This is a genomic window from Brevibacterium sp. MGP-B1 (assembly GCF_057766545.1).
In genome coordinates this window covers 2,853,151-2,871,144 of record NZ_CM173407.1, presented here as the reverse complement: position 1 = coordinate 2,871,144, position 17,994 = coordinate 2,853,151, and the positions used below count along the sequence as shown (strand labels likewise).

At 63.4% G+C, this 17,994-nt stretch carries 18 protein-coding genes; all 18 read left to right on the top strand.

Annotated elements, in window-relative coordinates:
• The first annotated feature begins 11 nt into the window (after positions 1 to 11).
• The 18 genes from AC3CD9_RS13120 to AC3CD9_RS13035 all read left to right on the top strand — a co-directional run bounded on the left by AC3CD9_RS13120 (position 12) and on the right by AC3CD9_RS13035 (position 17,969).
• Entirely contained in the window at positions 12 to 992 is a 981-nt protein-coding gene (locus AC3CD9_RS13120; RefSeq protein WP_488364296.1) for a major capsid protein, read from the top strand.
• Positions 992 to 1,354 carry a hypothetical protein gene (locus AC3CD9_RS13115; RefSeq protein WP_488364294.1) on the top strand — a complete coding sequence of 121 codons (363 nt, stop codon included), beginning with the start codon at positions 992 to 994 and terminating at the stop codon, positions 1,352 to 1,354. Before AC3CD9_RS13120 ends, AC3CD9_RS13115 begins: the two co-directional genes overlap by 1 nt.
• 18 nt (positions 1,355 to 1,372) lie before the next feature.
• Positions 1,373 to 1,777, top strand: a complete 405-nt coding sequence (locus AC3CD9_RS13110) for a Gp19/Gp15/Gp42 family protein (protein ID WP_488364293.1) — start codon at positions 1,373 to 1,375, stop codon at positions 1,775 to 1,777.
• Positions 1,777 to 2,172, top strand: a complete 396-nt coding sequence (locus tag AC3CD9_RS13105) for a DUF6093 family protein (RefSeq protein WP_488364292.1) — start codon at positions 1,777 to 1,779, stop codon at positions 2,170 to 2,172. Before AC3CD9_RS13110 ends, AC3CD9_RS13105 begins: the two co-directional genes overlap by 1 nt.
• A gap of 11 nt (positions 2,173 to 2,183) precedes the next feature.
• Positions 2,184 to 2,591: a hypothetical protein gene (locus tag AC3CD9_RS13100; protein ID WP_488364289.1), complete on the top strand. Its 408-nt coding sequence runs from the start codon at positions 2,184 to 2,186 to the stop codon at positions 2,589 to 2,591.
• Entirely contained in the window at positions 2,588 to 3,010 is a 423-nt protein-coding gene (locus AC3CD9_RS13095; RefSeq protein WP_488364288.1) for a hypothetical protein, read from the top strand. The genes AC3CD9_RS13100 and AC3CD9_RS13095 overlap by 4 nt, the downstream gene beginning before the upstream one ends.
• Before the next feature lie 62 nt (positions 3,011 to 3,072).
• Positions 3,073 to 3,357, top strand: coding sequence for a hypothetical protein (locus AC3CD9_RS13090; RefSeq protein ID WP_488364286.1), 285 nt, complete (start codon positions 3,073 to 3,075; stop codon positions 3,355 to 3,357).
• A gap of 9 nt (positions 3,358 to 3,366) precedes the next feature.
• Positions 3,367 to 3,876, top strand: a complete 510-nt coding sequence (locus tag AC3CD9_RS13085; RefSeq protein ID WP_488364285.1) for a phage tail tube protein — start codon at positions 3,367 to 3,369, stop codon at positions 3,874 to 3,876.
• A gap of 98 nt (positions 3,877 to 3,974) precedes the next feature.
• Positions 3,975 to 4,514 (top strand): hypothetical protein, encoded by a 540-nt coding sequence (locus AC3CD9_RS13080; RefSeq protein WP_167199496.1) that lies wholly within the window; start codon positions 3,975 to 3,977, stop codon positions 4,512 to 4,514.
• Positions 4,515 to 4,663: 149 nt separating this feature from the next.
• A complete protein-coding gene (locus tag AC3CD9_RS13075) occupies positions 4,664 to 4,870 on the top strand; it encodes a hypothetical protein (protein ID WP_488364284.1) in 207 nt (68 codons plus the stop codon).
• A gap of 27 nt (positions 4,871 to 4,897) precedes the next feature.
• Positions 4,898 to 11,146 (top strand): phage tail tape measure protein, encoded by a 6,249-nt coding sequence (locus tag AC3CD9_RS13070; RefSeq protein WP_488364282.1) that lies wholly within the window; start codon positions 4,898 to 4,900, stop codon positions 11,144 to 11,146.
• A 599-nt stretch (positions 11,147 to 11,745) separates the two neighbouring features.
• On the top strand, positions 11,746 to 12,618 hold the full coding sequence (locus tag AC3CD9_RS13065; protein WP_488364281.1) for a hypothetical protein: 873 nt from the start codon (positions 11,746 to 11,748) through the stop codon (positions 12,616 to 12,618).
• 10 nt (positions 12,619 to 12,628) lie between these two features.
• Positions 12,629 to 13,780 carry a DUF5047 domain-containing protein gene (locus AC3CD9_RS13060; RefSeq protein WP_488364280.1) on the top strand — a complete coding sequence of 384 codons (1,152 nt, stop codon included), beginning with the start codon at positions 12,629 to 12,631 and terminating at the stop codon, positions 13,778 to 13,780.
• Positions 13,773 to 14,651, top strand: a complete 879-nt coding sequence (locus AC3CD9_RS13055) for a hypothetical protein (RefSeq protein ID WP_488364279.1) — start codon at positions 13,773 to 13,775, stop codon at positions 14,649 to 14,651. The genes AC3CD9_RS13060 and AC3CD9_RS13055 overlap by 8 nt, the downstream gene beginning before the upstream one ends.
• A gap of 80 nt (positions 14,652 to 14,731) precedes the next feature.
• Positions 14,732 to 15,334 carry a hypothetical protein gene (locus AC3CD9_RS13050; RefSeq protein ID WP_488364277.1) on the top strand — a complete coding sequence of 201 codons (603 nt, stop codon included), beginning with the start codon at positions 14,732 to 14,734 and terminating at the stop codon, positions 15,332 to 15,334.
• Positions 15,335 to 15,337: 3 nt separating this feature from the next.
• The gene (locus AC3CD9_RS13045) at positions 15,338 to 16,915 is read left to right on the top strand and encodes a right-handed parallel beta-helix repeat-containing protein (RefSeq protein ID WP_488364276.1); all 1,578 of its coding nucleotides are present in this window, start codon (positions 15,338 to 15,340) and stop codon (positions 16,913 to 16,915) included.
• Between the two features lie 14 nt (positions 16,916 to 16,929).
• A complete protein-coding gene (locus tag AC3CD9_RS13040; RefSeq protein ID WP_488364275.1) occupies positions 16,930 to 17,217 on the top strand; it encodes a hypothetical protein in 288 nt (95 codons plus the stop codon).
• Positions 17,214 to 17,969, top strand: a complete 756-nt coding sequence (locus AC3CD9_RS13035) for a hypothetical protein (protein WP_488364273.1) — start codon at positions 17,214 to 17,216, stop codon at positions 17,967 to 17,969. The genes AC3CD9_RS13040 and AC3CD9_RS13035 overlap by 4 nt, the downstream gene beginning before the upstream one ends.
• The last annotated feature ends 25 nt before the right edge of the window (positions 17,970 to 17,994 follow it).

The following is a 17,994-nucleotide window of genomic DNA, read 5'->3' as shown; positions in this document are numbered from 1 at the left end:
AGGACACCGCCATGCCAGTTTCTCTCGCTGAAGCGAAGAACAACGCGGTCGAAGACTACGATCCTGCGGTGATCGACGAGTTCCGCAAGGAATCCGCGATCCTAGACAGCCTCATCTTCGACGACGCCGTCAACCCAGCCGGAGGTGGGGCAACCCTCACCTACGGGTACCGCCGCCTCAAGACCCAGGCCGACGCTGCCACTCGTGCACTCAACACTGAGTACACTCCCGGCAACGTGGAGACCTCGAAGCACTCGACCGAACTCGCCGTCCTCGGTGGTTCGTTCACGGTCGACCGCGTCATCGCCTCCATCGGCCCGGCCGCGTCCAACGCTGTCATGCTCAACATGCAGCAGAAGATCAAGGCCGCGGTCACCAAGTTCCAGGACCTCGTCATCAACGGCGACACCGCCACCGACGAGAACGGATTCGACGGCCTCGACAAGGCCCTCACCGGATCGTCCACGGAACTCACCAGCACCGCCGACTGGACGGACTTCGATACCAATCCCCGAGCCGAACACAAGGCACTCGACCTCATCGACGAGTTCCTTGGCCTCCTCGACGGGACTCCCACCATCATCCTCGGCAACCGCCGCGCCCTGGCACGCCTCCGCGCAGCAGTCCGCCGAGCCGGTGAGTACGTGAAGAACCCCGTCGACGACCTCGTCGGAGCCGACGGCCGCCCCATCGTCCGTGAGACCTACGGCGGAATCCTCTTCGCAGACCCGGGCGCGAAGCCCGGCACCACCGACCCGATCATCCCGATCGAGGCCGACGGCACCACCTCCCTGTACGCATACCGCGTCGGACTCGACGGATTCCACGGTGTCACCACCGTCGGCTCCCAGATGGTTCGCACCTGGATGCCGAACTTCGAAGAGGCCGGCGCCGTGAAGAAGGGTGAGGTCGAACTCGGACCCGCAGGTGTCGCGCTCAAGGCCACCAAGTCCGCAGCTGTACTCCGCGGCCTCAAGGTCCAGGGCGCCTGATGCGAGTCACGACTCCTGTCAAGAATTTCTCCGGCACCGTCGTGGGCGTTCAGTTCAACGACGGTGCCGGCGACACCAACAACCCGACCGCGCTCGCCTACTTCGCCCGCCACGGCTACAACCTGACAGGCGAAGAGCACGAACCCGACAACGGCGACGTAGACACCCCGGAGACTCCTACCAGCGAGGCTTCCGGCGACGAAGAGCACACCGAGAACCCCGAAGAGGACACCCCAGCCGTGAAGCCGGCAGGCAACGCCTCGAAGCAGGCGTGGTACGAATACGCGCTCGCCAACGGGTTCAACGCCGATGAGCTCGACGGTCTCGACCGCAACGAGCTGCGCGACCTCGTCGCCGACTGACCGAAGGGACTGGATGGTATGGCTTACGCGAATCTCAACGACGTGCAGACTCGCCTCGGGCGTCCGATCACGGACGCTGCAGAGGTCGACCAGGTCAACGCGTGGATCAGTGACGTGGAGGCCACCATCCAGTCTCGGATCGAAGACCTTCCAGAACGTGTGACCTTGGATCCGGTGTATGCGGCACTGGTGAAGAAGATCGTCGCACAGATTGTCGGCCGGAAGGTCAAGAACCCAGACGGCAAGCAGAACGAACGCATCGACGACTATTCCTACGGTCTCGGGTCGGAAGCCGCGCGCGCGGACTTGAAGCCGACCGAAGACGAGTGGGAAGAGCTAGCGCCCGGCAGCTCAGCCGGGTCCGAGGCATTCACCATCCGGATGCCACTCACCCCTGGCTTCTCAGAGCGGTGGGTGTGGTGATGGACGCCGGAGCGTTGCTGGCCGGCCGTGCCCGAGCCGAGCAGATGATGAAGGACCAGTGCATCATCCGCCGCGTGGCCGGAGAGGTTACCGACCGGGAGACCGGGAAGGTGGTGCCGGCATACGTCGAGGTCTACACCGGGCGGTGCAAGCTGCAGTCCTACGAAGGATACGAGCAGGAGAAGAACACTGCCGGGACTGCTCTGACGGTCCAGCGCATGTCTGTTCACCTGCCCGTCGGTGCGTACCGGATCAACGTGGGCGACTTTGTCGAGATCACCGGCTCCCGCCTGGACCCGCTGCTCGTGGGTCGGAAATTCCGCATCACGCAGGAGGCACCGTTCAAGACGTTCGCCACTGCTTACCGCGTGTTCGTCGACTACATCGCTGACTGAGGAGGAACACCATGCCGTTGGACACCTCAGAAACACAGAAGCTCCTCGACGCGATCAGCAAGTTCGACACCGATGTGCGTTCGCAAGCGTCAGCCGTGCTGGTCAAAGGCGCTGTCGAGATCAAGAAGAATCTGCAGACCGAAGCTAGAAAATCAAAGCACTTCGGCCAGGTCGCCAAGTCGATCAGCTACGAAACGATCCGGCGCCGCGACACCACCGAGATCGAGATCGGACCCGACAAGGAACGCGCCTACGCCGGCGGTCGACCCGGCCGCCCAAACAAGCCAGGACCGATCGCGAACATCGCCTACTTCGGCGGCGCGAACGGTGGCGGCGGATCTCTCGACTTCGACGAACCAGTCGAACGTGAACTCACCGTCATCGACGAGCACTTGAAGAAGCTCGGAGACGCACTGTGAGCAGCATCCTCGCCCTCTCTGACGCAATCGAGCAGCTGTTCCCCACCGGAACACTGTTCGAGGCTGTGAAGCCGAATGAGAACGGCCAGTACGTCGAGGACGCGCTTCCCTGGACAGTCGCACGCATTCAAATCCCGAACACCCTCTCACGTTCCCTCGGTGGCACCCGCCACGCCCAACGCGTCCGCATCAGCGTCACCATCGCTGGCATCACGTTCACCTCGGTGCGCATCGTCGCCGACAAACTCGACCCGCTCCTCGAAGGCGCTCGCCCGATCGCGGACGGGTGGTCGGTGTCGCCGCTGCGTCGCCTCAACGTCCGCGACATCGTCGAGGACGACTCGATCACTCTGACTTCGGCGAACCGACACCCGGTCTACACCGTTGTCGAGTGGGATCTCACGGCCGCCAGGGCCTGATTCCGACCACACCCACAAGGCCTCACCGATCGGTGGGGCCTTTCGCATACCCGGAGGCGCTCATGCCCTATTTCGTCCGCGTGAAGGACAAATCGACTGGCCACCAGTTCGACGTGCCAGAGACCGATCCCCGGATCGGGAAGACCTTCACCTTGGTCAACTCCGACCGTTACCCGCGCGCTCGCAATCCGCGACCGCCGAAACATCACGTCCCTGCCCGGCCGGCGCCCGCCGTCGAGCAGGGTCCGTCTGAAACCACCGAGGTGGAAGACGCCCCGGCCAAGGCAACCGCTGAGGCCCATGCAATCCCTGAGTCGATGCCGGCTCGGGCCAACTCAAGAAAGTGAGGCCATGTCATGGCTGAAATTCCATCGACGCCGGCAGACGGCAACTTCAAGGTCGTCTGGGTCCCGGCTATCGCGGACACGAAGGCTCCGACCGTTGCTGAGCTCGAAGCCGCTGGTGCACTCGACATCAGCTGCTACCTGACTGGTGACGGCTGGAACCCCACGAAGGAGCAGGCGACGATCCCGGATCCGCGTCTGTGCTCCCGCCAGGAGTTCGGTCGCCCCGGCCGGAAGACTCCGGGCCTGTCGATCACCGTCATCGACAACACCAACTCGGAGAACGCCGCGGACTCCAACGAGGCTGTCGAAACGATCGTCGAGGGAGCCTCCGGCTACTTCGTCGAGCGCATCGGCGTCGCCTACGAGGAACCGTTCGCCGCCGATCAGAAGGTGTCCATCTACCCGGCCACTGCTGGTGAGAAGCAGGTGCTGGCACCTGAGGCGAACTCGGTCACCCGGTCCACGATTCCGCAGTTCATCTTCGCGGACGTGCAGACCGACGTGGCTCTGGCTGCCTGACGCATCCCCGACCCCTGGCTCCGCGTGGCTCATTCTCCTGTCCACGCGGGGCCAGGCCCCACCCCACCCATCACAGGAGAAAACAGGAGAAGAGAATCATGTCGAAGTTTGGTACCACTCGCCCCACGTCCGTCGTCGAACTCGTCACCAACCTCGGTCTGCTCGCTGAGCACCAGGCTGCCAGTGACGAGCTCGCCCACCTCAATCGCACTCAGTCTGCGGCTGACCGGATGAACAACCCGTACTCGAAGGAGATCCGCGCCGCCGCGAAGAAGGTGCAGGACATCGAGAAGCAGATGGAAGACTCCACCGTCTGCATCAAGCTGCAGGCCCTCAAACGCACTGAGTACGCCGAGATTACTGCGAAGCACCCGCCTCGTGAGGACAACGACGTCGATGCGGCGCTCGGCTTCAACACGGACACGTTCGGTGAAGAGGTCATCCCGAGGTCGATCGTCGCCGCTTGGTGGAAGAACTCGAAGGAGAAGATCGACTTCACCGGCGATGACTGGGAAGCCGAGTCCGCTGAGATCACGGACGCCCAGTACGCGGACTTCTCCACCGCGGTGCTCAACCTGAATCAGAGGGCCACGTCGGTCCCTTTTTCACAGAGCGCCTCCGCCGTGAGCCGGAGCTAAGAGCCGAGGTCGAAGCTGCTGAACGCCTCGGCGTCAGCGTCAAACGCTTCAACGGCTGGGAGCCGACCATCACCTATGTCTACGACGACGATGGTCGGCTTCTCTCGTCCCAGGCCGAACCCGAGTGGGACGAAGCGCAACGTAACTGGATGCTCTCCCTCGCCGAGTACCGGGCGGGTATCTGCCCGATCTGCGGGTATCCGAAGGAGATCTGCCAAGCAGCGGAGAACGCGAACCGGTTCGTCGCGAACCCACCGTCGAGGTGTCATGCCACGACCGCGCTCAAGCAGTTCCAGAAGGACAACGAGTACGAGCATCCGGAAGCGCTCGTGTGGTCCGCATCCATCAAACCCTGACCGTCGCAACCACTGAGGAGGTGCCCCTTGGCTGATCGTTCCGTAGCGTGGAAACTCACTCTCGATTCCAACGGAATCGTCACCGGGTCCCGCCAGGCACAGCGTGCCATGCAGGACCTCGAACGCAATGGCGTCTCCAAGGCGCGAGTGGGTCTCGCGAAGCTGGAAGCCTCAGCCAAGGCACATCCTCAGGCATGGTCAGCTCTCGGTGCTGCCGCTCTCGGGTTCGGCACCGCCGTGTCCGTCGGCTTTGGTATGGCTGGCAAGGCCGCCATGACGTGGGAGTCCGACTGGGCGGGTGTCACGAAGACCGTCGACGGCACACAGCGGCAGATGTCGGCGCTGGAAAGCGGTTTGCGTAGCCTCGCCCGAAACGAACTCCCCGCCTCCACTACGGAGCTCGCCGCCGTCGCAGAGGCCGCCGGCCAGTTGGGCATCAAGACCGGCAACGTTCTCGCGTTCACGAAGACCATGATCAACATGGGCGAGTCGACGAACCTCTCCGCAGAAGAGGCAGCCACCTCCCTCGCCCGGTTCTCGAACATCATGGGAACCAACCAGAAGGACATCGGCCGCCTCGGCGCCTCCGTCGTCGGTCTCGGCAACAACTTCGCCACCACGGAACGCGAAATCGTGGAAATGGGCATGCGCATCGCCGGCGCAGGCCGACAGGCAGGAATGACCGAAGGCGACGTCCTCGGCCTCGCCACCGCCCTCTCATCTGTCGGCATCGACGCCGAGGCCGGCGGTACCGCGATCTCCATGGTGATGAAGAAGATCGGCAACTCCGTCGCCGACGGCAGCAAGTCCGTCGACGAATTCGCACGCACCGCCGGCATGTCCTCCCAGGAGTTCTCCACCGCCTGGCGCGACGACGCAGCAGGAGCTCTCACCGAGTTCGTTGCCGGCCTCGGCAAAGCCCAGTCCTCCGGCGAGAACGTCAATAAGACCCTCTCCGACCTCGGCATCACCGGCATCCGCGAATCCGACGCACTCCTCCGCCTCTCCGGAGCATCCGACGTCCTCAAAGACGCGCTCGCCACCGGCAACGAGGAATACTCCCGCGGTATCGCCCTCATGGAGGAAGCGAACAAACGCTACGACACAGCAGAGTCCCGCGTCCGCATCGCCGGCAACGCAGTCAAGGACGCAGCGATCACGTTCGGCGACGAATTCCTCCCCAAGGTCGCAGACGCCGCCGACGGTGTCGCAGGCTTCGCCCGCTGGGTCGGAGACCTCCCGCAACCCGTCCGCGAACTCGGCGCCGGCCTCGGCATCATGGGCGGCACCGCCGCGCTCGCCGCGGGCGGGTTCCTCACCCTCGCCCCGCGCGTGTTCGACGTCATTGATGGGTTCAAGACGCTCAACAAGGAACATCCTCGCCTGTCTGGTGGTCTCAAGGACATTGCGAAGGCTGGCGGTATCGCGGTCGCCGTGATCGGTGGCACCGCGACTGTGCTGAACATGTTCGTTGATGACGCGGACAAGGCGGCCACGTCGTCGGAGAAGATGACGGCCGCGATCGTTGAGCTGCAGAACAGCACCCGGAAAGACCTCAAAGACACGATCCTCGACCCTTCGATCTGGCAGGGCGCCAATGAAGGGTTCGCGAAGTTCGACCAGTGGGGCAACAACGTCACTGGGTGGGGTGACGCGATCAGCGAAGCGAACTCGAAGTGGTTCGGGTTCAACAAGACGATGGACTTCTACGACGGGTCCCAGTTCGACATCATCGCCCAGAACATCGAGAACGCCGACCAGGCTCTCGTCGGCCTGTCCAGCGGTGGTGCCCTCGATTCGGCGCAGGACGGGTTCCGTGCGATCGCTGAGGAAGCCCACGCCGCCGGTACCGAGTTCGCGGACACGTTCGACCAGTTCCCGCAGTACAAGGACCACCTGACGAACATTGCGTCCGCTGCAGGCCTGGCCACGGACGAGGCGACGCTGCTCAAAATCGCCACGGGGGAGATCACCCCTGAAATGCTCGAGGCCGGTGCGACTACGGACGAGCAGGCCGAGAAGCTCAAGGGCCTCGGCGTGGAAGCGAAGACCACTGAGGACAAGATCAAGGACCTCGCTGACGAGATCCGCAACTTCGGCTCCACCGTCCTCGACGAACGATCGGCAGCACGTGAGTTCGAGCAGGCTCTCGACGACGCAGATGAGGCGTTGAAGAAGAACGGCAAGACCCTCGACATCACCACTCAGAAGGGCCGCGACAACGAGGCCGCCCTGGATGGTCTCACTTCGTCGGCCAGGGATTGGGCTGCCCAGATTGTCGAGTCCTCGGGGTCGGCGGAAGAAGCCCAGAAGAAGATCGACGACAAGCTCCGCCCTGCTGTCATCCGTTCCGCCCGCAACTTCGGAATGGGCAAGGACGAAGCCGAGCTCTACGCCGATTCGATCCTCAACGTTCCCGAAGACGCGAAGACTGACGTCAAGACCAACGCGGACTCCGCGACGAAGAAGACGAATAAGACGAAGAAGGCCGTCCGGGACCTCGACGGCGACAAGGCGAACGTGTCTGTCCACGCCGACACAGACCCGGCCAAGGACGACGTCAACGGGTTCGTGAAGTGGTTCCGGGAGCACTCGACCGTCACCATGACGGTGATCCAGAACATCAAGAAGGTCTTCGACCCCAAGGTCCCCAAGCAGTCCTCGAGCGGAAAGACCGACAGCAAGGGCAATAACTCCCGAAACCCCATGGGCCGCTACCACGGCGGCATCGACGTCAAAGGCATGGCCGCCGGCGGAGTCATGGACGTCGCCGAGATGGTCAAACCCGGACAGATCCGATTCGCCGGCGACCGCAACGACGTCGACGAAGCATGGATCCCACTCGACGGGTCTGCACGGTCGAAGAAGATCCTCTTCGAAGCACTCCGCCGCATGCCGAACCTCGCAATCGGCATGGCCAAGGGCGGCATCCCCTCCGCCCAGCGCAGCGTCGACCTCGCCTCCGACGACCTCCGCAACGCACGCCGCGCCAAGCAGGACGCACAATCGAAGTCCGCGAAAGCCTCCGCCTCGAAACGAGTCCGAGTCGCAGAAGATGCACTCGCCTCAGCGAAGAAGAACCTCAAAGCCGTCAAGGCCGAAGCGAAGGCCGCAGAGGAAGCAGCCAAGGCCGCGAAGCAACGCGCGAAGGAAGAACGGGAACGCCGCGCCCGCGTCGGAGAACTCCGCACCGACCTGCGCACCGACGTCCGCCGTGGTGACGTCATCGAACAGGTCAAGGGCGGCCTGTCGAGCTCGTACGGCGTAGTCGACCGTCTGCAGGGCCTCGCCGACAACACAGACCTCTCCCGCGGCGCTCGCCGCACTGCCGGCATCCAGGCTCGCCAGTACGAGAAGTCCCTCAAGTCGCTGTACGGCACCCTGGACCGGCTCGAGAAGAAGACGGAGAAGGCACAGGACAAGCTCGACGAGCTCAAGCAGATCCAGTCCTCGGTGTCGTCGTCGATCCAGAACAAAGCGTTCGAACTCGAGTCAGGCTCGTCGCTGGTCTCCACTGGTGACGGCAACTTCCAGCAGACCTCGGGCATCGGCCACATCCGTACCTCGGCGTCGACTGCGGCGGCGAAGGTCAAGGACTTCGCCCAGAAGCTCAAGCAGCTCGCGAAGAAGGGCTACTCGGGTGCGATCCTGCAGGAAGTCGCACAGGCCGGATCCATCGACGAAGGCCTGGCCCTGGCGCAGGAACTCCTCGCCGGCGGCAGTGGGGACGTGAAGTCCCTCAACGCCTCGTATAAGGACATCGCGAAGTACTCCGACCAGGCAGGCGCCTACGTCACTGAAGGCTTCTACTCAGGTGGAGTCAACGCCGCAGCCGGACTGGTGAAGGGACTCGAATCCCAGCAGAAAGCTGTCGAGAAGACGATCACGAAGATCGCCAAGGGCATGGAGAACGCGCTCAAGAAGGCGCTCGGCATCCACTCACCCTCCACCGTCATGTACGCCCGCGGCATCGACACCGTCGACGGACTCGACAACAGCCTCCTCGACGGCATCACCCGCATCCAGGACACCGCCGCGAAGCTCGGCCTCGCCGCAGTCCCACCCGTCACCGCGTTCGGACCCCTCAACGCCGAGTACAGCACCGAACCGGCTACCAGCTCCGCCACCGACTTCACCACACTCGACGACACCTCGGCGCTCGCCTCGTCGGGGTCGTTCGACATGAGTGCCGGTGACATGGGTGTTGCTGGTGGTTCGTGGGATGACACGCTCGCGACGACTGAGGAAGCGCTCACGTCGATGCAGGCTCTCACGCAGGCCGCGTATCTGCAGATGACTGCGGACACGGATGCGTCTCTGCTGGCCCGCCAGGAGGGCACTCTGGCCGCGATGACCGGCATGCAGGACACCATGACCACTGGTCTCACGGCTATGGGTCTGGATCTTGCGACTCAGATGTCGACGATGGGCACCACTCAGTCGACCGCTTTGTCGGGGATGGTTTCGAACCAGGTGAAGAACCTCGAGACCATGGCCGCCGATCAGTCGAAGAATCTGAAGTCGATGAAGGACACCCAGTCTTCGGAGTGGTCGTCGATTAAGACGAACACGGGCAAGACTGTCGGTGACATGCGCACGTCGGTCGATAAGACGATGGGCAACATGGACAAGGACGCCTCGTCGCGGCTGTCCACCCTCGGCAAGACCACGGACACCGGGTTCGGTGCCATTGAGAAGGGCGGCAAAGCCAACTTCTCCGGGCTGCGTTCCGGCATCGACAAGACGATGGAGAAGGTTCCCGGCGACGTCGGCAACTCCCTCGACAGCACTGCCGATGTGCTGAACTCGTTCGCGAAGGAGATCAACAAGTCCTTCGGCTCCGTCGGTGTGAAGCTCACCGGCGTCAAGAAGCCCAAGGGCGGTTTCGCTCGAGGCGGCATCCTCCCCGGCTTCACCCCGTACTCTGCCGGTGACGACCAGCTCACCCCGATGCGCTCCGGCGAAGGCGTGTACGTCTCCGAAGCCATGCGCGACCCCTACGAGCGCGAACGCCTCCACAAGGTCAACGCGGCCGCGCTGCGCGGTGAACCATTGCACCGGTTCCGCGACGAAGGCTACGCCGGCGGTGGCATCATCTCCGCCGGCAAGTGGTGGGAGGCGCGCGGCGCCCGAGTCGGAGAACACCCGCACTGGGGCCGAGTCGGCACTCACTCTCCGAACTCGCATCACTACAACGGCGACGCGATCGATGTGAACTACGGTCCCGGCGGCCAGAACGCTATCGAGACTCGGTTCTTCGACGCGAACGTGGCTGCGTTCAAGGCGGCATTCCCCTGGGCGTTCGTCCTGTGGAAAGCAGCCGGACACTTTGATCACCTCCACGCCGACAACCGCGGCAAGGCCGTCGGCGGCGGGGCCATGGACGAGGGCATCCTCGGCGACATCTCCTACTCCGGCGACATCGCGAAGGAACTCGAGAAGGCCGCACGCCGCAAGGGCAAGGAACTCATCGCGAAGTACTCCGAGAAGCTCGACGGGAACACCCTCACCGGGCAGCTCGGTGTCGGTGTCATGGAGAAGGTCGTCGCCGGGTCCGTCAAGCAGGCCAAGGAGTACGCGAAGACCTTCGCCGAAGGTGACGGCGACACCGGTGGTGCCGGCGTGGAGCGGTGGCGGCCGACGGTCATCTCGGCGCTGAACTTCATGAACCAGCCGCTCTCCAACGTCAACCGCACCCTGCGCCGCATGAACCAAGAGTCCGGCGGCAACCCGCGAGCAATCAACAACTGGGACTCCAACGCCCGCGCCGGCATGGCCTCACGAGGCCTCATGCAGGTCATCCCACCCACGTTCCGCGCCTACGCCCGCGCACCCTACAACAAAGACATCTGGGACCCGATGTCCAACATCGTCGCCTCAATGTCCTACGCCCTCGCACGGTACGGATCACTGGCCAAGGCATACGACCGCCGAGGCGGATACGCCAACGGCACGAAGTCGGCACGAAAGGGCGTGCACAAGGTCGGCGAGGCCGGCTGGGAGTACGTCGACTTCGGCGGCGGCGAGCAGGTCATCCCACACCAGCAATCCGTCTCCATCGAAAACCAGCTGCTCCGCCCAAAACAGCAACGCTCCATCGCCCTCGACGAAGCCTCAGCCAAGCTCATCACCCAAGCAACCGAGATCTCACCCGAGGCGCTCGCCTCGGCTCTGGATGGTGTGCCGGTGTCGTTGGTGGTGGATGGGAAACAGATGCAAGCACATATTTCTACGACCGTCAGCGGCATTGCTGTTGGTGCTGGGAGGGCTCACTGATGCCGATTGTTGTTGATCCGGGGTTCTCTTGGCCGCCGGAGGTTGACCCGGTGGTGTCTCCTGATGGGCGGCTGACGGCGATTGTGGATCCGGCGCATGCTGGGGTGCTTCTGCGGGCTGACTTCGATGATTCAGTCCCAGACACCCCAGCACAACCGGAGAAGGTACTACGACGGAATATGATCTCCAACCCGTCATTCGCTGATGGAATCGTCCCATGGGTTCGCGCACCGACAACGCACACACTGAACTCTGTGCAGGCCGATGGAACTCGCTGGAACGGTTACCAGGGACCGATGCTGGAAGTCACACCAGCCGCATCGACTGGCAACGGGGACATCGACGCACCAGCATTCGCGGTCGAACCTGGGCAGTGGGTGGCATTCGCCGCCCTTGTCGCCTCTAACGACAACAGCGATAGCCTGTTTCAGTTCCGGTGGAGTGTCCCCGGGCAGGGCTACAAATACAACACCGTGGGAGGTGTCGCTTCCTCGGCCGGAGAGAGGGTCTATGGCGCCTTTCCAGTCTGGGAAGGCGCTACGCTCATCACTCCAAGGTTTTCGTTCCGAGGGACTGCGGCCTCTGGGCGTAAATGGTGGATGACTCAGGCGATGGCCGTGGTCGCCAACTCGGAAGCCGAAGCGCTCGCCGCTATTGCCACCTACTTCGACGGATCTACGGGTGCTTCTGGAAAGAAGCGCTATCGCTATGCCAGCGACGGATCATCCGAGGAGTACACCCCGGCGAAACCGTTCGTCCCCGGACACGGCTCGACGGTGGCGAAGGTGCGTTTCGAACGGCAGGACAGCACCGTTGTCCGCTCTGGCAACCCAGCCTGGGCGCCAGGCGGGTACGCGCACGCCTACGACCACGAAGCCACACTCGGCGGCGGCACACTCTGGCGAGCCGTCCCCATCCGCTTCGACGGCACCGAAGGCACACCCTCCGAATACGTCGGCGCAGTCATCCCCGCACTCACCGACGGATGGGCATGGTTGAAACCCGTCACCGACCCCGACAAAGCCATGCTGCTGAAAGTCGAACCACCAGACCTGTCCTACGACGGCCGAGTCGACACCACCAGCATTGCAGGGGCACCCCGCCCCGCCGCAACCTGGGATGTGCTCGAAGGGTTCACCACCCAACTCAGGTCCCTCGTGCGAGAGAAGGACGTCGAAGAACAACTCAAGGCCCTGTTGGACGAAGGCCCAGTCCTCGCGCAATTCCCGGCCTGTGCAGGTCTGCCGGACTTCTACTTCATCCGCGGGAAACTCGACCTCGAACACGTCCACTGGGACGGATGGCCATGGCGGCGATACCAGTGGGACGTCATCCAGATCGACCGCCCCGACACCACCGATTCGCCGTTGCGTATCCCGGGCTTGTCGTACGACACGGTGGCCCGCGACTGGACCACCTACGACCAGCTGGCGGCCACCGTCGATTCGTACAATCAGCTGCTCGAACCATAAGGAGGCACCCATGTTCCCTGTCTCCCAACGATGGCTCGAAGCGCTCTCGCTGGCACGGTATGAACCCGTCGTGCAATGGTCACCTGATCGCGGAAACACCTGGCACGACCTGACCCTGCACGACGGGTCCATCACCGCCGCCTCCACCTCACAAGTCCGCTGGACCGCCCGTGGCCTCATCATCTCCGGAGCAGACATAGGCCGTCGGGGACTATCCCCATACGGTGCCCGGATCCGCGTGTTCATGCGTATGCACTACGACCGCCACACCGTCGAGACCGTGCCACTTGGTGTGTACCGAGTCGAAGAAGTCTCCCAGGCAGGACTCCGGCCCGGACGCGCACAGGTGGACGGACTGTCACTCGAGGCTCAGGTGCAGGACGAACGGTTCCACACACCCCGTTCCCTCGACATCGGCCCCGGCGAATACTGGGTGCGCAAACTCATCAAGGAAGTCCTACCCGAAATCGGCATCTCCTGGCGACTCGGTGACTCCCTCGTCCCGCAACTCGTCGAGGAAAAAGACCGGTGGGGCCTCATCGACGGACGCTCCCGCGACCCGTCCATTGCCAAGTCCCTCGGTGGTCGGGTGTTCTGCGACTCCCGCGGATCCTTCGTCGCAGCCCCCGTCCCCACCCTCGAAGACACACCAGTCTGGGCGCTCCAGGCCGGCCCCGGAGGTGCCCTGGTCGAACCACAGCAGACACTGTCGCGGGAGGGCGTGTACAACCAGATCGTTGCCTCCGGAGCTACCGAGAACGGGCAACCCCCAGTCGGTCCCGCGATCGCATCCGACGACGACCCAGTCAGCCCCACCTACTTCAAGGGGCCATTCGGTGCAGTGCCATTGTTCTACACGTCGAAACTGTTGACCACGTTCGCGCAATGCCAATCAGCAGCACTCGCACTCCTGGCACCCCGCCTCGGCCTAGCCCAGAAAGTGTCCGTGTCCACCCTGCTCAATTACGCCTTGGAACCTGACGACGTGATCACCGTGACCATGCCCGACGGGCACGACGAAAACCACATCATCGACTCCATCACCTACCCACTGACCGGCGGCACCATGGCCCTGCAAACCAGGGCCACCACCTCGCCCGCGGGCGGCCGGATCACGTTGGAAGCCGACGAAGACGACTACGGAGAAGGCACCTTTGACTAACGCAGAGAACGACCTCGCCGCCCTCATCCGCGCCGAAGTCGAACGACAAATGAGTCCCTTCCAAATCATGCAGGTCGACAGTGTGCAGGAATCGGGCACAGTCAACCTGCAGTGGGGTGAGGCGATCATCAACGATGTTCCCGCGAACGTCTCCTACAACCCTCGAGCTGAGGGGGACGTGGTGCTCGTCCTCAACCATGCAGCAGGGTGGCGGGTCATGGACAAAATCGGGGGACCCGTCGAACCCGAACAGCCAGAAACCGTTGACGTGTCCTTCGGCGACGGACTCCCTGCCGGTGATTTCGTGCAAGTGAACTCGATCTTCATGAAAGACGGCGCGATCTACGGACTCATCGGGGAAGGCCCCGCACCGGGTCCGGGTGACCCGCCGCGGAAGTCGAAACCGAAACCCGTCACCCTCGACCCATCAGGTCGGCAAGGGTACCGGTCGGGTCGGAAGGACTCGCAACGATTCGCCCAGGGGGCGTCCCCGGACTACCCGAAACCGTGGGCGGCGATCTGGACGTTCGGCAACCGCATCGCCGACGCCTGCGCCGGGAAAACTGTGGACACCATGCAGATCCGTGTGGCCCGCACCTCGAAGTATCACGGCACGTCGAAGAAGGTGAAACCGAAGCTCGGTTTGCACGACGAAACTTCCGCACCGAAGACCACACCGACCCTGACGAACAGGTGGGATGGTGCCGGGCTCGGTTTCGGGGCGTCGAAGTGGATGACGATCCCCGCCTCCCAGGCGGCCCGCCTCGCATCAGGTGCCTCGAAAGGTGTCGGCATCAGTGCTGGGGTGGCGAACTCCACGTACCTCATCGCCACCGCAGGGTGCGGCCAACTGAAAATCACGTTCCGCTGATCAGCACTTAACCCCACACACCCAATCACTCGAGCGTCCACCGTGTGGGCGCTCTTCTCATACCCACCGAGGAGCCCACCATGCCCAACACCCCGCTCTCGAAAATCCCGTACCCGTCCGGATCCGACGCACCAGCAGCGGCCGCGGACATGATGGCCCTCGTCATGAACATGGACCCGAAACTCATCCTGCCCGCCATCGACGAAGCTGACCGTGATTCGAAATACGCGGACGCCCCAGCTTCATCCCTGTGCGTGGCGGGACCGTCGAAGAAGATCTGGATGAAAACCGGACCCGGCCCCACCGAATGGGAGCAGGTGTACGGATCCACAGGGTGGGTGACGCAAGGATTCGTGGCGGCATCCGGGTGGACGATCGACCGTATCGGCGGCATCAACCGCAACGGTGTCATCGACATCCGTGCCCAAGTCACCCGCACCGGCGACGACATCACTGCCTCTGCGGGCGGGAACATCGCGGACGTGAAGATCCTCGACGTCCCACCACAATTCCGACCGCAACAGACTGACTTCAGCATCCCGGGAATTGCTCGTGCGTACCTCACCGCCGGCACAGCAGACCTCTACTACCACGGGGCGATCATGTTCACCGACCTCCACAGCCAGGCCACCGTGGCCAACGGACACTACGTACGACTCGCGTTCTCATTCATCCAGGAGTGACACATGGCCTACATCTTCTTCGGCAGTTCCCCCGCTGACGTCACCACTGATGACCAAGGCAACATTGTCGGCGGCATCACCCTGCAAGTGTGGTCCCAGCAGATCGGCGGAACCAGGATCACCGACCTCCGCGACAGTGGGGGCCAGCCCCTGCCCGGTGTCGTCGAATCCAATCCGAGCAGCGGTCCCGATCAAGGGCGGATCCGGTTCCAAGCCTCCGACCAATACACGGTCCTCTACCTCGATAGGGGATACGGCGACCGGTGGATGGTCACTTCCGATCGGCTCTCGGTCATCGTGGCAGAAGCAGTCGCCCGGTCACAGACCGCGATCACCCAGTCAGGGGACGCACTGGCGGCCTCCACTGAGGCCAAACAGTCCGCGGACCATGCGTTCAACACGGCGACGAAGATCCGCACCGACGTCACCGCGTTCGGGGCAGTAGGGGACGGCATCAAAGATGATCGTGAAGCATTCCAGGCCGCGATCGACTCCAACCCCTACGGTGCGCACGTCATCATCCCCAAAGGCACCTACCGGATCGGGGTTGGGAAACTGCTGCTGCGCGCCGGAACCTGGCTAGAAGCCGAACCCGGCGCCCACATCATCCGCTCATCCGACGACTACCTGCTGGCCAACGGAATCCAAGGCATCGACACCTCCACCGGCTACAACGGCGCAGGGAACATTCGCATCACCGGAGGCATCTGGGACGGCAACGGGGCCGAGTTCCCGTCGAAAGCCTCCATCATGCATCTCGCGCACTCATCGAACGTCGTCGTGGAACGCGCTGAATTCCGCGATGTCGCCCAATCCCACCACATCGAGCTCAATTCCACGCAACACGCACTCATCACCGACTGCATTTTCCGCGGCTACATTGATGCGACGGGCACCGCCGGCAACGAAGCGATCCAACTTGACATGGCTTATCCGGGGTCGACGATCATCGGTGCCGACGACGGTACACCCTGCCGTGACATCACGATCCGGTCATGCGTGTTCGGACGATCCGACAACCCGGCCGACATCGGCATCGGGTCCGCGATCGGGTCGCATACACAGTTGGCGGGGAAACGGCACACCGGAGTCCTCATCGACGGATGCACGTTCGACCAGTGCCGTGGCCCCGCAGTGAAGCTCCTCGCGTACACGGATGCGACCGTCCGCGACTGTGTGGCCACATCCTGCCTCATGATGATTTCCAGTGTAAGTGGGGACCGGATCACCCTTACGGGCAACCACCTCAAAGGAGCATCGAGTCACGGAATCGTCATCGATGCAGGTACGGGCACGATCATCACGGGAAACACGCTCAACTCCGTGCAAGGACTCGCCCCCAACGGCACCGACGCGTCATCAGCGATCACTGCAGTCTCCGGTGCAACACGCGTCCAAATATCCGCGAATGTCATCACCGACATGCGCCCGTCGAACACGAAACCCGCGATCTACGTAACGAGCTCGTGCGCTGCGGTGCGCGTCGCCGACAACATCATCCGGCCCAAGATCACGGGTGATCAGTCGATCTACAACGGCGCCACCGACTCCACTGTCGACGCCAACGGCAACATCGTCTAGGAGGGCAACCACGTGTGGATATCCCATCGTTCCTCACCACCTACGGCGGACCCGGCGGCATCGTCGCAGTCGCAGCGTGGTTCTTCCTCTCCGACCGCAAGTTCAACGCCGAACGCCGCGCAGAACTGCGCGAGGACATCGACCGCGAACAGAGAGACAACGCGGACCTACGGTCTGCGCTGCTCGATGAGAAAGCGAAACGTATCGCCGCTGAATCGGAACGCGACCAAGAGCGAGCTCGCCGTATCGCTCTCGAAGACCAGCTGCGAAACGTCCAACGGCGAGAGGACGGTGCACCGTGAAGAACAGACACGATAACCGCCGCGACCGAGAGTTCCCGCCCCGGTGGACAATCGCGGTCGGACTCCTGCTGCTGGTGTTCTTCGCCGCCTGGTCAATGTGGGCGCAGTACTCGACACGGCAGGAAGCCGAAGACGCATCACAGAACGCGAACGCCCTCGCCGACCAAGTGGCCGAAGCATGCGCGAATGGTGAGGTGAAGGTCAACGGACGCAACATCTGCACCAAAGCGAACCAGGTGAAGAAGGACGTAAAACCGTCCCTGCCTGGTCCAGCGGGTCCACCCGGGCCTCGCGGGGTGAAAGGCGAGCCTGGCCAAGACTCCACCGTGCCCGGCCCTGCAGGCAAACCCGGCCAGGACGGGGACGACTCCAACATTCCCGGACCGGCCGGCATCCCCGGCGGGCAGGGCAAGCCGGGTGAGGACTCAACTGTGCCCGGCCCTGCAGGCCAGGCTGGTGCGCCCGGCAAGGACTCGAAAGTGCCCGGCCCCGCCGGGGCGCCCGGGAGCAAGGGTGATCCCGGCAGCAAGGGAGAAAAGGGTGACACTGGCCCGCCCGGCCCCAAGGGCGACAAGGGAGACACAGGAAGCCCCGGCGCCGACGGCAAGGCAGGCCGAGGCATCCAGGACGTCACCTGCACCAGCTCCGGTGACTGGCTGTTCGAGTTCACCGACGGCACCTCGGTGACAGTCACCGGCCCATGTCGAGCTCAACAGGCGGCACCTACGACTGCACCAACCACAGCCCCGTAATCGCGGGGCTGTCCTCATTCAAGGA